The following is a 12,916-nucleotide window of genomic DNA, read 5'->3' as shown; positions in this document are numbered from 1 at the left end:
CATTGTCGTGCCCGATATCCGGCACGCGGGCTTCTTTCAGGTCGGCCATGATTTCTCCTGCGGATGGCGATGGCGCAACGCCTGGGGGATGGCGGCGCGCAAGAGCCCAATCATAGCGAAGGCACGCCGGTCCGTCTGGATCGATCTTGGTCGCAGGGGACCATGCGCATACGTATGCAGGCGACTGGAGCCGCCTCAGTTCCCCTATCAGAACCCTTCTCCCACCGGGAGAAGGTGGCGGCAGCCGGATGAGGGTGCGGGCGGAGCGGTGCACTTCACCCTTGCGCTCCGGCCGTACCCTCACCCCAACCCCTCTCCCGAAGGGAGAGGGGCTTCATCTCAGTCCGGCAGCTTGCCCTGCACCACCCGCAGCTCGCGCTGCGGGAACGGGATGCTGATGCCCTCGGCGTCGAAGCGCTCTTTGATCCGGCGCAGCAGGTCGGTCTGGGCGCCCCAGAGGTCGCCGGTGCGGGTGAAGGCGCGGATCACCAGGTTGACGGCGCTGTCGCCCAGGGATTCGGTCCAGATGCCGGGCGCGGGGTCTTGCAGGATGCGCTCGTCGGCCTCGAACAGCTCGCGCACCGCCGCCATCGCCTTGCCGATGTCGTCGCCATAGCCGATGCCCACCTTCAGCTCGAAGCGGCGCGTGCCGCGACGGTTGAAGTTGACGATGGCGTCGGCGCCGATCTTGCCGTTGGGCACGATCGCCTCGCGGTTGTCCGGCAGCACCAGCAGGGTGTGCATGAGACTGATCGAATCCACCGTGCCATCGATGCCGCCGGCGGTGATGTAGTCGCCCACGCGGAACGGCCGGAACACGATCAGCAGCACGCCCCAGGCCAGGTTGCTCAGCGAGCCCTGCAGGGCCAGGCCGATGGCCAGGCCGGCGGTGCTGAGCGCGGCGATCAGCGGTGCGGACGGCACGCCGGCCTGCTGCAACGCCATCACCACCAGCAGCACGATCAGCACGCCATTGATCAGGTTGCGCAGGAAGCCGCTCAGGGTGGGATCGAACTTCGCGCGCTGCATCGCGCGCAGGGCGAAATTGGCGACGCGCGCGGCGATCCACAGCCCGAGCAGCAGGATCAGCAACGCGACGGCGATATCGATCAAATGCTGGATCGCGCTCTCGGAGAAGTGCAGGCGCACCAGGAAATCGTGCATGGCGGGGCGTCCATCCGGGGAAGACAGACTTCAAGCCTAGCAGGCGTGCGCGAAACGCCGGAACCCGGCATGCCCGCGAACCCGCGCATAAAAAAACCGCGCCCTGGGGAAAAGCGCGGCTGCGAGAAAGCGTCCGTGGGGGGAAGACCGGAGCGCTTCGGGATACCTCGGCTCAGCGCGAGGCGACGTCCGGCTGCTTCTTGGCCGGCGTCTTGTCGTTGTCCTTGTCATAGGTGACCAGCTGCAGGCGCGAACCGTCGGCAAGGCGGAACTGGAACTGCTGCTGCAGCTGGTCCAGTGCCTGCAGCCGCGGGCACAGCGCCTTGGCGCGTTCGCTCAGGCGATCGGCGCGCGCGTCGATCTCCTTGTCGATGCTCTTGTCCAGCGAATCGGCGCGCGCCTCCAGCGCCGCGACCTTGCTCTGGTCGCCGCTGAGCGCCGCCGTCACCGCGCTGGCGGTGACCTTGCTCACCAGGTCGCCGACAGTCTCGCCGACGCTGTCGGTCAGCGCTTCGCTCACCGCGCCGTGCTTCCAGATGCCACGGCCGAGCGAACTGTCGATGTCGGCCAGTGCCTGTTGATGGCGGCGGTCCAGGCGATCGGTGAGCTTGCGCCGCTCGCCGTCGCCTTCGGCGAAGGTCATCAGCACCGTGCGCATCGCGGCGAAGCCGACGTCGATGCCTTCGCGCGCGATGCCGGCCACTTCGGGCAGCAGGGTGCGCACGTTGTCTTCGTACTCGCGCAGACGCGCGGCGTCGGCGGCGGAGACGGCGACCGCGCGATCGTCCACGCGCAGCTGGCCGTCGTGCATGAACACATTGACGGGCTTGCCGTCCTCGCGCTGGAAGCGGATGCCGGAGGCGTCGACGCGCACGTCGTACGGCGTGTGGTAGCCGCAGCTGTCGTCGTCGATATGGATAGTGCGGGCCTGCGCCGGCAGGGCCATGGCCAGGCCGAGCGCGAGCAAGGTGGCGGCGGACATCATGCGCATGGTCGATCCCCTCGTGGCGCGGGCCGGCCCTCCGCCGGCCCATGCAGCAGACGATGCGTCCGCAGCCGGCGCAGCGGCATGGGCCAGCCGTCATGCCCTGCCATCGGTCACATGCGGCGTCGCGCATAGGCAGGCCCGCAGGTAGCGGCTAACGTGGCCGGACCTTCGGCCATGGGGAGCATGCATATGCGGGACGGCTGGGACGTGATCGTGATCGGAGCCGGCCTGGCCGGACTGGCGGCGGCGACCGAGCTGGCCGATGCCGGCCGGCGCGTGCTGGTGCTGGAACAGGAGCCGGCGCAGAGCCTGGGCGGCCAGGCGCATTGGTCGTTCGGCGGCCTGTTCTTCGTCGACTCGCCCGAGCAGCGCCGCATGGGCGTGCGCGATTCGCACGCGCTGGCGCTGGCCGACTGGATGGGCACGGCCGGCTTCGACCGGCCGGAGGATCACTGGCCGCGACGCTGGGCCGAGGCCTATGTGGACTTCGCCGCCGGTGAGAAGCGCGCCTGGCTGCACGCCATGGGCATGCGCTGGTTCCCGGTGGTGGGTTGGGCCGAGCGCGGCGGGCATGGCGCCTGGGGCCATGGCAATTCGGTGCCGCGTTTCCATGTCACCTGGGGCACCGGGCCGGGCGTGCTGGAGCCGTTCGTGCGGCGCGCCCGCTCGGCTGAAGCGAAGGGCCTGATCGAATTCGCGTTCCGCCATCGCGTGGACGAGCTGCTGGTCGAAGGCGGCGCCGTCGTCGGTGCGCGTGGCGCGGTGCTGGCGGCGGATACGATCGAACGCGGACGGCCGAGCACGCGCGAGGTTATCGGCGAATTCGAGCAGCGCGCGCAGGCGGTGATCGTCGCCTCCGGCGGCATCGGCGCCAATCACGAGCTGGTGCGCCGGCATTGGCCGAGCCGGCTCGGTCCCGCGCCGGCGCACATGCTCTGCGGCGTGCCGGCGCATGTGGACGGCCGCATGCTGGCGATCAGCGAGGCGACCGGCGCGCAGCTGATCAACCGCGATCGCATGTGGCACTACGTCGAAGGCATCGAGAACTGGAATCCGATCTGGCCGGGCCATGCGATCCGCATCCTGCCCGGCCCTTCCTCGCTGTGGTTCGATGCCACCGGCCGGCGCCTGCCCGGCCCGCTGTGGCCCGGCTACGACACCATGGGCACGCTGGCCTGGCTGCGCCAGACCGGCTACGACTACAGCTGGTTCGTGCTGGACCAGCAGATCATCCGGCGCGAGTTCGCGCTGTCCGGCTCCGAGCAGAATCCCGACCTCACCAACAAGAGCTGGCGGCAGGTCGCCAAACGCGCGGTCGGCAAGGGCGCGCCCGCGCCGGTGGAAGCGTTCAAGCAGCACGGCCGCGACTTCATCGTGCGCGACACGCTGGAGGAACTGGTGGCCGGCATGAACGCGCTGGCCGGCAGCGAACTGCTCGATGCGGTGGCCATGCGCCGCGAGATCGAGGCGCGCGACCTGCAGTTCGACAACCCGTACGCGAAGGATGCCCAGGTGATGGCCATCCACAACGCGCGGCGCTATCGCGGCGACAAGCTGGTGCGCGTGGCCAAGCCGCACCGCTTGCTGGATCCCGCCAACGGGCCCCTGATCGCCGTGCGCCTGCACGTGCTGACGCGCAAGACGCTGGGCGGCCTGGAGACCGATCTGCAGGCGCGCGTGCTGGCGCCGGACGGGCAGCCGTTGCCGGGCTTGTATGCGGCGGGCGAAGCAGCGGGCTTCGGCGGCGGCGGCGTGCATGGCTATCGGGCGCTGGAGGGCAGCTTCCTGGGCGGGTGCCTGTTCTCGGGCCGGGTCGCGGGACGCGCGGCCGCCGCGGCGGTGGCGTGAGCGCGGTGCCGGAGCTGGTCGTTTATGGCACCGGCAGCGTCGGCGGTTATCTCGGCGGGCGGCTGCATGGCTTGACGGCGGTGCGCTTCATCGTGCGCGAACGGATGCTGCGTACCTTGCGCGAGCGGGGGATGACGCTGACCGACCTGCATGGCTTCCAGCGGGTGATCGACGGCCCGGCGCTGGATCTGCGCACCGGCGCGGCGGATGCGATTGCGCCGCTGGTGCTGGTGACGGTGAAGTCCGGCGATACCCCGCAGGCGGCGCGCGAGCTGGCCGATGTCCTGCCGGCGGACGCGCTGGTGATCAGCTTTCAGAACGGCCTGCACAATGCCGAACTGCTGCGCGCCGCCCTGCCCGGCCGCACGGTGCTGGCGGGGATGGTGCCGTTCAACGTGCTGCAGCGGGAACCCGGCGCGTTCCACCAGGGCTCCAGCGGCGAACTGATGGTGGAGGACCATCCGGCGCTGCAACGCTATCTGCCCCTGTTCGCCGCCGCCGGCCTGCCGATCGAACCGCGACGCGACATGGCCGCGGTGCAGCGCGCGAAGCTGCTGTTCAATCTCAACAATGCGATCAATGCGCTGTCCGGCTTGCCGTTGCGGGACGAGCTGGCCCGGCGGGGTTGGCGGCGCTGCCTGGCGCTGGCGCAGGGCGAGGCGCTGGCGATCTTCGCCAGGCTCGGCCTGCCGGTGGCGAAACTCACCCCGTTGCCGCCGCGCTGGCTGCCCCTGTTGTTGAAGCTGCCGGATGCGCTGTTCGCACGGGTAGCCTCACGCATGCTGGCGATCGATCCATTGGCGCGCTCGTCGACCTGGGAGGATCTGCAGGCGGGACGGCGCACCGAGGTGGATGCGCTGCATGGGGCCGTGGTCGGGCTGGCCGGGCGTGTGGGGCAGCGGGCGCCGGTCAATCAGCGCATCATCGAACTGGTGCGCGAGGCGGAGGCGAGGCCTGTCGTCTGGACGTCCGAACGTCTGCTGCAAGAACTGAGCAGCGCTGCAAACAAGCCGGCGTAGGTTGGGGTGAGCGCAGCGAACCCCAACAAAACCTCTCACTCGACGAGAGAGCCCGACCGTGCAGTCATCTCGCCCGACGATGCGGTAACCGGCGACATCCGTTGGGGTTCGCTGCGCTCACCCCAACCTACGTGGCTTCAATGCCCGGCGTGTTCCGCCAGGTGCGCCCGCACTCCGCGCAGCGACAGCGTCTCCCACACGGCGACCGTCAACAGCACCGCGGTGGTCAGCGCAGCCGTCCAGAACACCGACAGCCGCAAGGCCGGCGCCACCAGCGCGGCCAGCAGCCCCAGCCCGACCAGGTGCGACAGCGGGAAATGGCTGCGATTGACGGTCATCTTGAACAGCGCATTGCCCAGCAGGTAGAGCGCCGGGCCGCCCAGCAGCACGATCGCCGCCGGCACATCGCAGCTTGCGTGCGGATGGGTAAGGCTCAGCTCGTCGCCCACCGCGCTGACCACGATGCCGGCGACGATCGGCAGGTGCAGGTAGGTATAGGCCAGGCGCGCCGTGCGGCCGGGATCCGCCGCGTGCCGGATCGCCCGGCTGCCGCGCTCCGCGCCGAGGTCGAAATAGATCCACCACATCGCCACGCAGCCGAGGAAAGCCGCGACGAAAGCGGGCGCGGTGTCCGCGATGGCGCTCGATGCGGCGAAGCTCGAACCGGTCACCACCAGCGATTCGCCCAGCGCGATGATCACGAACAAGCTGCAGCGCTCGGCGAAGTGCCCGCCTTCGATGTCCCAGTCGGCCGTGCTCGAACGGCCCAAGCCGGGCACGTAGAAGTAGGCGGCAGGCCCCAGGTATTCGATGCCCAGTGCGGCGATCCAGCACAGGAAGCGCGGCGTGCCGTCTTGCCAAGCGCCGACCAGCCAACACGCGCCCGCCACGCTCAACCACAGCATGATGCGCACGAAGTTGATGCGCTGCGACGCCAGGCCGGCGCGATGCAGCGCCCACACCATGAACAGCGAACGCCCCACCTGCATGGTCACATAGGCACCGGCGAACAGCAGGCCGCGCTCGGCGAACGCTTCCGGCACGGAGGCCGACAGCAGCAGGCCGGCGAAAGTCAGCGCCAGCATCAGCGCGCGCACCGCGATGCGGTCCGGATCCAGCCAGTTGGTGACCCAGCCGGTAAAGATCCACACCCACCACACCGCCAGGAACAGCAGCAATACGTGCGCCGCGCCGATCAGGCTGAGATCGTGCAGCAGGGTGTGGGACAGCTGGGTCACCGCATAGACGAAGACCAGGTCGAAGAACAGCTCGATATTGGTCACCTTGCCGTGGCTGCCGGCGGCGCGTTCGCGCAGCAGGCCGGACGAGGCGGCGGGCGAAGAGGGCTTCGGCGTTTCGGACATGGCAGGCTTCCCTGGAGACTCGCTATTTATGGCATGGCATCCGCATGCAGGCCACCGCGGTGTCGGCGCCATCTGCGTCATTCGATACGCGCCACCCTTCCCTGCACCAGCACGATGGTCACCGTGCGGCGGCCGCGCCGGTATTGCCAGCGCTGTCCTTCGGCATTTTTTGCGGCGACCTTTTCGGATGCCTGTTTCGAGCGTCGCCCCCGACCTTTGGCGCCCTTCTTCTGTTGCCGGGCGCCGGCGCCGACGGAACCCATCGCCTTATGCGCGGGCTGGCCCAGCAGCTCGATGACCCGCGCCGCGCTGTCGCCCGTGACAAGCACCTGGTTGCCGACGCGCAAGGTATCCGCCCGCGACGACAGCGACAGGCAAAGGCACAACACCAGGCATATCCATGACCGCATGACATCCTCCACCGCGCTACCGGCGCCGTGGAATCAAGCTTAGGTTCGCGAGAAATGGAACGAGAGCAGCCTGCACCACCGCAGCGCGTAGGGTGATGCCGCGACGGTCTGCACGGAAAATCCGGCGATGCCGGAGGCGAATGGATCAGCGCCTGCGCTCTTCGAGCGTGCTCGCCTGATATCGCAGGCGTCGCGGCTTAGAAACCGGCGCCGGGCTGGGCGAGATAGTGCTGCTCTTCCAGGGTGGAAGCGCGGCCGAGCACGGCGTTGCGATGGGGAAAACGGCCGAAGCGCTCGATCACCTCGCGGTGGCGTTGCGCATAGCCAAGATAGTTGAGGTAGACGGCTTCGCCCGGAAATGCCGCGCACAGGCCCTCGACCAGCGCCACGCTGCGATCCTGCAGGCGAAGGTCCTCGGCGTGTTCCAGCGGCAGGTAGGCGAAGACCCGCCACGCCGGCGGCAGCCGCTCGTCGAAGCCCTGCGCGATGCCTTCCAGGGCGACCCGCTGCGCCCTGGCGTCGCAGGCGAAGGCGCGCGGATCGCCACGATAGAGATTGCGGCTGAACTGGTCCAGCACCAGCAGCAAGGCCATCCAGCCTTCCGGCAGCGCCATCCAGGTGTCCAGCTCGCCGCCCGCAGCGCGTTGGTGCAGGGTGCCGAAGCGTGCGCGGACGACGGCGTCGAACGCGTCGTCGCGTTCGAACCAGCGTGCTTCGTGATCGGGGTCGAACCAGAAGGCCAGCACGTCCTGCGCGTCGGTCATGGGGTTCTCAACCGTGGGTGGTGCCGGCCAGGCAGTGCATGTCGCGGTGCATGCCATAGAGGCGGTCCAGCTGGCGGCTGAGCCCGGCCTCGGCGCGACCCTTGCGCTGCAGCTGGCGCTCGAAGCTGTGCAGCAGTCCGCACTCGTGCCGCGCCAGGCATTGCACCCAGGCCGTGTCACGGTGCGCGGCGAAGCGGGTGGAAAAATCCGCAAGCATGACGCGCAGCGCACCCGTAGAAGTGCCGCGCTGCGCCGGATCGCCGCCGTCGGCGCGGACCTGCGACTGCAGGTCGGCGATCAGCGAGTCCAGCGTCTGCAGGTTCTCGAACAGCAGGATCTGCAGCGCCGGATCGCGCACCCGCTCCAGGGCCCGGCGATGCAGATCGCGGTCGTCGATGCCGCGGCGGATCAGGGCGTTGAACAGGGTCTGGTCGAGATGCGACACGGCGACCGCCTCCGGGCGGTTCGGTGCAACGGGTGGTTGGCAATGGTCGCTATGCTCGGACCCGCCGACTTAGCGGCGCATAAATTCCCGGGGCGCCGGGCGGCCGCGCTCAGCTGCGGTTTGCCGACGTCATTGCGCGATCTGCAGAAGGTTCAAAGCTTGTCCGTTGGGGCCCTTTACACCCTGCTGCAATTCGGCCAGGCGGCGGATCGACGGGCACAGGGCCTGGATCTGCGGCCGCAGCGCCTGCATGCGCTGCTCCAGCCGGGGGCGCAGCTGGGTGGCCAGGTCGGCGGCGCGGTCGCGCAGGCTGGCGGCAGCCTGCATATCGCCGCTCAGGGCGGCCTGCATGGCCTGCTGGCCCAGGTCGCCGGCCAGCACCGGGACGAGGTCGCCGGCGACCTGGCTGGCGTACTGGTCGGCCAGGTCGCCCTGCCAGTCGTGGGTGCTGTGGCTGGCGTCGATGCGCTGCTTCAGATCCGCGATGCGCGCATCCAGGCGCTGATTGAGCTCGGCCATGGAGCCGGATTCCAGTCCCAGGTTGGCGGCCTCCTCGCGCACCGCCCGCGCCAGCAGGTCCACGCCGTTGCGCGCCACCGTCTTCACACGTGGCTCCAGAGCGCGCAATTCGCGCTCGAACAGGGCGAGGCGGTCCTGGTCTTCCGGCCGCAGCGAGACGGCGGCGCCGTCGGCGCGCAGGCTGCCGTCATGCAGTTCGACGTGGAAAGGCGCCGGCTGCGGCCGGTCGAACGACAGCTCGGCCGGCTTCAGCGTCACGTCGTAGCTGCTGCTGGCCTGGCAGGTGGTGGCCAGGTCCTGCGCGTGCAGGCCCAGGCTGGCCAGGGCCAGGAAGGCGGACGGAATCAGGCGGCGCATGCGGCATCCCTCGGACAGAAGGCATGCAGCGATAGCCCGCCGCCGGACAACCCGGGCTGAACTTGCCGGCTCAGCGCCGCCGCGTATGGAACTGCGCGGCAACCGCGGGGCGGCCCATGGTCCAGGCCAGCCACAGCAGCAGGGGCACGCCGATGGCCTTGATCGCGATCACCACCTGGAAGGTGCGCTGCGCGCGCTCGACCATCATCAAGGCCACCTCGCCCAGCTGCGGATTGGCAAGCGCGGCCTGCCGGGCGAGCTCGAACTTATCGCGGTCCTGCCACATCAGCACACCGGAATAGACCGCCCAGCACGCCAGCAGCACGGCCGTCGCGCGCATCGCCAGCCGCGCCCATTCCTGCCGCAGCACGCAACCGGCGCAGACCACGATCACGCCCAGCGCGCCGGCCAGGTAGTCGTAGAAGCCGAAGCGCAGATACTGCACGCCGCCATAGGCGGCGAGCAGCAGCAACAGCCATACCGCGACGGGCCACGCGGAAAAACCGCGCGAGCCCGCCGCGTCCTTGCGGACCTTCAACAGCATCAGGACGAAGCCTTGTCCGAAGACTTCAGCGTGGTCAGGTCCGACTGCACCTGGGCCGAGTTCTTTTCCGGGTCGACGTCCTGGTAGACCTTGGCCACCTTGCCTTCCGGATCGATCAGGAAGGTGGTGCGCTTGGCGTAGTGCATGCCCATCTTGGAGGTGAGCACGCCATAGGCAGTGGCGACCTGCTTGTCGCTGTCGGCCAGCAGCGGGAACGGCACGTGGTACTTGGCGGCGAAATCGGCGTGCGACTTCACGTCGTCCAGGCTCACGCCCACCACCATGGCGCCGGCCTTGCGCAGCTTGGCGACGTCGTCGCGGAAGGTGCAGACCTGGGTGGTGCAGCCCGGGGTGAAGTCCTTCGGATAGAAGTACAGCACCAGCCAGTGGCCGCGGAAATCGGCGGGCGTATGCCACTTGCCGTTCTGGTCCTGCAGGCGGAAATCGGGGGCGGACTGCCCCACCTGCGGCAGTGCGGAAGCCGGCGCGTCGGCGGCGAAGGCCGGGGCGGCCAAGCCGACCAGGAGAGTCAAGGCGAACAACAGGAAGTTACGACGCATGGCGAGTACTCCGTGGGGGAAGGGGAACTGACGGAGTGTACGCCCGCGCCCAAAAAGAAGGGCGCCCGCAGGCGCCCTTCTTCGTCATCGCCAGCAGTGCAGCTTACGGACGCTTGATGCTGAACTTGCCCACCGATACGCCGAGGTTGACGCCCTCGCCCGTACCGGCCAGGGCCAGCGAGGTGTCGCCCTTGGTCAGCAGCTGCGCCTGGCCGCTCTTGACCACGCCGGCCTCGGCGCCGGCCTGCACGTAGTCGCCGAACACATCGTCGACCGAGCGCACATGGCTGATCTCGCCCTTGCCGTTGTCGATGCGGTACTTGCCCGCCGTCAGGCCGCCGCCGATCACCTCGATCTTGACCGAGGCCTTCTGGCCGTTGTCGCAGGTGATGGTGCCGCTGCCCTCGGCGTGCTTGTAGATGATCGACCAGCCGGAGAGGTTGAACCGCAGATTGCAGTCCACGTTCGCGTCGGCGGCCCGTGCGCTTCCTGTCGCGGCCATGCCGCCCGCCATCGCCAGCACCAGAGCCATCATTCCCATCGAACGCTTGATCATGTCGCTCTCCTTTGTCTCACGGTTGGGTCAATACCCGGCAATCATGGTAGGCGCGGTCGCTGAACGGACCGCGAAGCCGGGCGGCGTCGTTCAGCGTTCGACAAGGGCCGTGAGCGGGGCGTGGAAATCGTGTGTTCTTGATCTACCGCTAACGGAGTCGCGCGCAAACTCTTGCTCCACACGGAACCGAAAAGGACTCGCCATGAACACGCGGATCGCCTTCGCCTTCGGTCTTTCCTGCCTGCTCTGCGCCGGCGCCCCGCTGCAGGCGCAAAACTCCAGTTCCAAGCCGCGCACACGCACCGTGTGCGAGAACGTCACCGTGCAGGACCAGCCCAAGGACCAGCACCAGATCGCCGGCATGGCGATCGGCGCGGTCGCCGGCGGCGTCCTGGGCAACCAGGTCGGCGGCGGCAAGGGCAAGACGCTCGCGACGGTGGCCGGCGCGGTGGGCGGCGGCTATGCGGGCAAGAAGATCCAGGAAAACCAGCAGTCCAAGCACACGCACGTCGAACGCCGCTGCCGCCAGGTCGCATACTGAGACCGGCATCCGTCCGCCCGAGGAGGCGGCCATGAAACACTTCCTGGTCGGCTATGACGGCTCGCCTTCGTCGCAACGCGCGCTGCGTTTCGCTGTCAACCTGGCCCGCGCCTGCGGCGGCCGCGTGCGAGTGGTCAACGCGGTGAAGCTGATCGAAGGAGCGGCCGACACCTGTGCCCTGGTGATGGCCGATTCCGGCGCGCAGCGCGCCGACGAACTGCTGGCCGACGTGCGCGCGCTGCTGCCCGAGGCAGCCGACCTGATCGACGTGGAAGTGATGTCCGGCTGCCCCGGGGAGGTGCTGCTGGAACAGGTGCGCCGGCATGGCATCGACCACATCGTGATCGGCCATACCGAGCGCGGCGCGCTCGGCCGCTGGCTGCTGGGCTCGGTCTCCGACGACATTCTCGCGCGGGCGCATGTGCCGGTGACGGTGGTGCGCTGAGGCCCCCGCCGGGGCGGCCGCGCAACTTCTTGCCCCGGTCCTCGCCAAAAACAGGTCGGTGGTCATTAATCCCGGACCACGGTCTCGTCGTATGCTTTGTCATATAACAGTCATGCCAGGCCGGCGCGCGCCCCGCTGCGAACGGCCTGGGCCCGCACAGGAAATACCGCGTGAGCTACAACACCTCCCTGCCCTGGACTCTGGACAGCCTGGACCTGGACCGCATCGAATTCGAGCGCGTCCGCCACAACGAAGACCTGTTCTTTCTGCTGTGCAGCGCCTCCTTCGTCGAAAGCGGCTCGGATCTGTACACCCATAACCTGGTCGACCACTTCGCCGGCGACGAAGCCTTGCAGACCTGGCTCAGCCAGCACTGGGAACAGGAAGAGCTGCAGCACGGCCACGCGCTGGCCGCCTACGTGCGCAAGGTGTGGCCGGAGTTCGACTGGGAGCGCGGCTTCCAGGCGTTCTGGGACGAATACGGCGCGGTGTGCACCGCCGACGAACTCGAGCCCAGCCGCGGCCTGGAACTGGCCGCGCGCTGCGTGGTGGAAACCGGCACCGCCAGCCTGTACCGCGCGCTCAACGACATCACCGACGAACCGGTGCTCAAGCAGCTGACCAACCACATCAAGAGCGACGAAGTGCGGCACTACAAGCACTTCTACCAGCACTACCGGCTGTACCGCGAACGCGAAGGCTTCGGCCGCTACAAGGTGTTCCGCACGCTGCTGCGCCGGGTCAACGAGATCAAGAGCGAGGACAGCGACATCGCGCTGCGCCACGTGTTCAACCAGTGCTATCCGCAGCACATCGACAACCACGCCGAGTTCAAGCGCATCACCGGCCGCGCCCAGGCCCTGCTCCGCCGCAACATCCCCGCCGAGATGACGGTGAAGATGCTGCTCAAGCCGCTGGACCTGCCGCCGCGGGTGCAGGGCTGGGTGGAGAAGCCGCTGGCGAAGATGGCGGAGAAGCTGTTTCTCAATTGATATGAAGCCCCTCTCCCGTCGGCGACCCGAAGGTAGTCCCCGTGGGAGAGAGGGGTTGGGGTGAGGGTACGGGCGGAGCGCAAGGGTGATGTGCACCGCTCCGGCCGTACCCTCATCCGGCTGCCGCCACCTTCCTCGCTCCTCAGAGCCGCGCACATCCATGTGCGCTCCCCGCGTGCTCTCCCACGGGGACTACCTTCGGGTCGCCGGAGGGAGAAGGATTCCACTTTGAAGCGCTGTGGAAAAAACGCGGGCTCAGTTGCGGCCCAATTCCAACTCCCTCTCGCGCTCCTCCACACTGCCCTCAGGCCAGTGATACCAGTCCTCATGCGGCGAGAACTGCCGGCACGACGGGCAGAAGGTGATCTGCCAGCGGTAGCTGCAGCCGGGACAGACGCCG

The 12,916-nt window shown here is 68.5% G+C and carries 15 protein-coding genes; 5 read left to right on the top strand and 10 right to left on the bottom strand.

Features of this window, described 5'->3' with window-relative positions; all coding sequences use genetic code 11:
* Positions 1-339 precede the first annotated feature (339 nt).
* Positions 340-1,164 (bottom strand): mechanosensitive ion channel family protein, encoded by an 825-nt coding sequence (locus BM172_RS21780; RefSeq protein ID WP_026633891.1) that lies wholly within the window; start codon positions 1,162-1,164, stop codon positions 340-342.
* Between the two features lie 172 nt (positions 1,165-1,336).
* Positions 1,337-2,155, bottom strand: a complete 819-nt coding sequence (locus BM172_RS21775) for a DUF2884 family protein (RefSeq protein WP_026633892.1) — start codon at positions 2,153-2,155, stop codon at positions 1,337-1,339.
* Positions 2,156-2,341: 186 nt separating this feature from the next.
* Between BM172_RS21775 and BM172_RS21770 the strand changes: the two genes are divergently transcribed.
* Together BM172_RS21770 and BM172_RS21765 are read left to right on the top strand one after the other, a co-directional pair.
* Positions 2,342-4,000 carry an FAD-binding dehydrogenase gene (locus BM172_RS21770; protein ID WP_026633893.1) on the top strand — a complete coding sequence of 553 codons (1,659 nt, stop codon included), beginning with the start codon at positions 2,342-2,344 and terminating at the stop codon, positions 3,998-4,000.
* Positions 3,997-5,019 (top strand): 2-dehydropantoate 2-reductase, encoded by a 1,023-nt coding sequence (locus tag BM172_RS21765; protein ID WP_035322432.1) that lies wholly within the window; start codon positions 3,997-3,999, stop codon positions 5,017-5,019. Before BM172_RS21770 ends, BM172_RS21765 begins: the two co-directional genes overlap by 4 nt.
* 137 nt (positions 5,020-5,156) lie before the next feature.
* Here BM172_RS21765 and BM172_RS21760 read toward each other — a convergent pair whose 3' ends face one another.
* From BM172_RS21760 to BM172_RS21725, 8 genes are all read right to left on the bottom strand, one after another.
* On the bottom strand, positions 5,157-6,383 hold the full coding sequence (locus BM172_RS21760; protein ID WP_035322434.1) for a low temperature requirement protein A: 1,227 nt from the start codon (positions 6,381-6,383) through the stop codon (positions 5,157-5,159).
* Positions 6,384-6,460: 77 nt separating this feature from the next.
* Complete coding sequence (locus tag BM172_RS21755) at positions 6,461-6,730, bottom strand: DUF2845 domain-containing protein (protein WP_177218859.1); 270 nt, start codon at positions 6,728-6,730, stop codon at positions 6,461-6,463.
* Positions 6,731-6,990: 260 nt separating this feature from the next.
* Positions 6,991-7,557, bottom strand: a complete 567-nt coding sequence (locus BM172_RS21750; RefSeq protein WP_026633897.1) for a DUF924 family protein — start codon at positions 7,555-7,557, stop codon at positions 6,991-6,993.
* 7 nt (positions 7,558-7,564) lie between these two features.
* Positions 7,565-8,002, bottom strand: coding sequence for a PA2169 family four-helix-bundle protein (locus tag BM172_RS21745; RefSeq protein ID WP_026633898.1), 438 nt, complete (start codon positions 8,000-8,002; stop codon positions 7,565-7,567).
* A 129-nt stretch (positions 8,003-8,131) separates the two neighbouring features.
* Positions 8,132-8,878 (bottom strand): DUF2884 family protein, encoded by a 747-nt coding sequence (locus BM172_RS21740; RefSeq protein ID WP_026633899.1) that lies wholly within the window; start codon positions 8,876-8,878, stop codon positions 8,132-8,134.
* A gap of 70 nt (positions 8,879-8,948) precedes the next feature.
* Positions 8,949-9,422 carry a hypothetical protein gene (locus BM172_RS21735; protein WP_026633900.1) on the bottom strand — a complete coding sequence of 158 codons (474 nt, stop codon included), beginning with the start codon at positions 9,420-9,422 and terminating at the stop codon, positions 8,949-8,951.
* Positions 9,422-9,982, bottom strand: coding sequence for a peroxiredoxin (locus BM172_RS21730; protein WP_026633901.1), 561 nt, complete (start codon positions 9,980-9,982; stop codon positions 9,422-9,424). Before BM172_RS21730 ends, BM172_RS21735 begins: the two co-directional genes overlap by 1 nt.
* A 103-nt stretch (positions 9,983-10,085) precedes the next feature.
* Positions 10,086-10,538, bottom strand: coding sequence for a hypothetical protein (locus BM172_RS21725; protein WP_026633902.1), 453 nt, complete (start codon positions 10,536-10,538; stop codon positions 10,086-10,088).
* Positions 10,539-10,740: 202 nt separating this feature from the next.
* Here BM172_RS21725 and BM172_RS22910 point away from each other — a divergent pair, with 202 nt between their 5' ends.
* The 3 genes from BM172_RS22910 to BM172_RS21710 all read left to right on the top strand — a co-directional run bounded on the left by BM172_RS22910 (position 10,741) and on the right by BM172_RS21710 (position 12,516).
* Positions 10,741-11,079, top strand: coding sequence for a glycine zipper 2TM domain-containing protein (locus BM172_RS22910; protein WP_051548360.1), 339 nt, complete (start codon positions 10,741-10,743; stop codon positions 11,077-11,079).
* Between the two features lie 31 nt (positions 11,080-11,110).
* Complete coding sequence (locus tag BM172_RS21715) at positions 11,111-11,524, top strand: universal stress protein (RefSeq protein ID WP_026633903.1); 414 nt, start codon at positions 11,111-11,113, stop codon at positions 11,522-11,524.
* A 170-nt stretch (positions 11,525-11,694) separates the two neighbouring features.
* Positions 11,695-12,516 carry a ferritin-like domain-containing protein gene (locus tag BM172_RS21710; protein WP_026633904.1) on the top strand — a complete coding sequence of 274 codons (822 nt, stop codon included), beginning with the start codon at positions 11,695-11,697 and terminating at the stop codon, positions 12,514-12,516.
* Positions 12,517-12,916: the final 400 nt, after the last annotated feature.

Source organism: Dyella marensis, from assembly GCF_900112865.1.
Classification (GTDB): domain Bacteria; phylum Pseudomonadota; class Gammaproteobacteria; order Xanthomonadales; family Rhodanobacteraceae; genus Dyella_D; species Dyella_D marensis_A.
The sequence above is the reverse complement of the archived record's forward strand: the minus strand, read 5'-3'. Positions and strand labels throughout refer to the sequence as shown.

What these genes read in the sequence shown, in the direction of transcription:
- BM172_RS21735 (WP_026633900.1), bottom strand. Translation starts at nt 9,422, where the DNA reads ATGCTGTTGAAGGTCCGCAAGGACGCGGCGGGCTCGCGCGGTTTTTCC.
- BM172_RS21770 (WP_026633893.1), top strand. Translation starts at nt 2,342, where the DNA reads ATGCGGGACGGCTGGGACGTGATCGTGATCGGAGCCGGCCTGGCCGGA.
- BM172_RS21780 (WP_026633891.1), bottom strand. Translation starts at nt 1,164, where the DNA reads ATGCACGATTTCCTGGTGCGCCTGCACTTCTCCGAGAGCGCGATCCAG.
- BM172_RS21760 (WP_035322434.1), bottom strand. Translation starts at nt 6,383, where the DNA reads ATGTCCGAAACGCCGAAGCCCTCTTCGCCCGCCGCCTCGTCCGGCCTG.
- BM172_RS21715 (WP_026633903.1), top strand. Translation starts at nt 11,111, where the DNA reads ATGAAACACTTCCTGGTCGGCTATGACGGCTCGCCTTCGTCGCAACGC.
- BM172_RS21725 (WP_026633902.1), bottom strand. Translation starts at nt 10,538, where the DNA reads ATGATCAAGCGTTCGATGGGAATGATGGCTCTGGTGCTGGCGATGGCG.
- BM172_RS21750 (WP_026633897.1), bottom strand. Translation starts at nt 7,557, where the DNA reads ATGACCGACGCGCAGGACGTGCTGGCCTTCTGGTTCGACCCCGATCAC.
- BM172_RS21775 (WP_026633892.1), bottom strand. Translation starts at nt 2,155, where the DNA reads ATGCGCATGATGTCCGCCGCCACCTTGCTCGCGCTCGGCCTGGCCATG.
- BM172_RS21740 (WP_026633899.1), bottom strand. Translation starts at nt 8,878, where the DNA reads ATGCGCCGCCTGATTCCGTCCGCCTTCCTGGCCCTGGCCAGCCTGGGC.
- BM172_RS21730 (WP_026633901.1), bottom strand. Translation starts at nt 9,982, where the DNA reads ATGCGTCGTAACTTCCTGTTGTTCGCCTTGACTCTCCTGGTCGGCTTG.
- BM172_RS22910 (WP_051548360.1), top strand. Translation starts at nt 10,741, where the DNA reads ATGAACACGCGGATCGCCTTCGCCTTCGGTCTTTCCTGCCTGCTCTGC.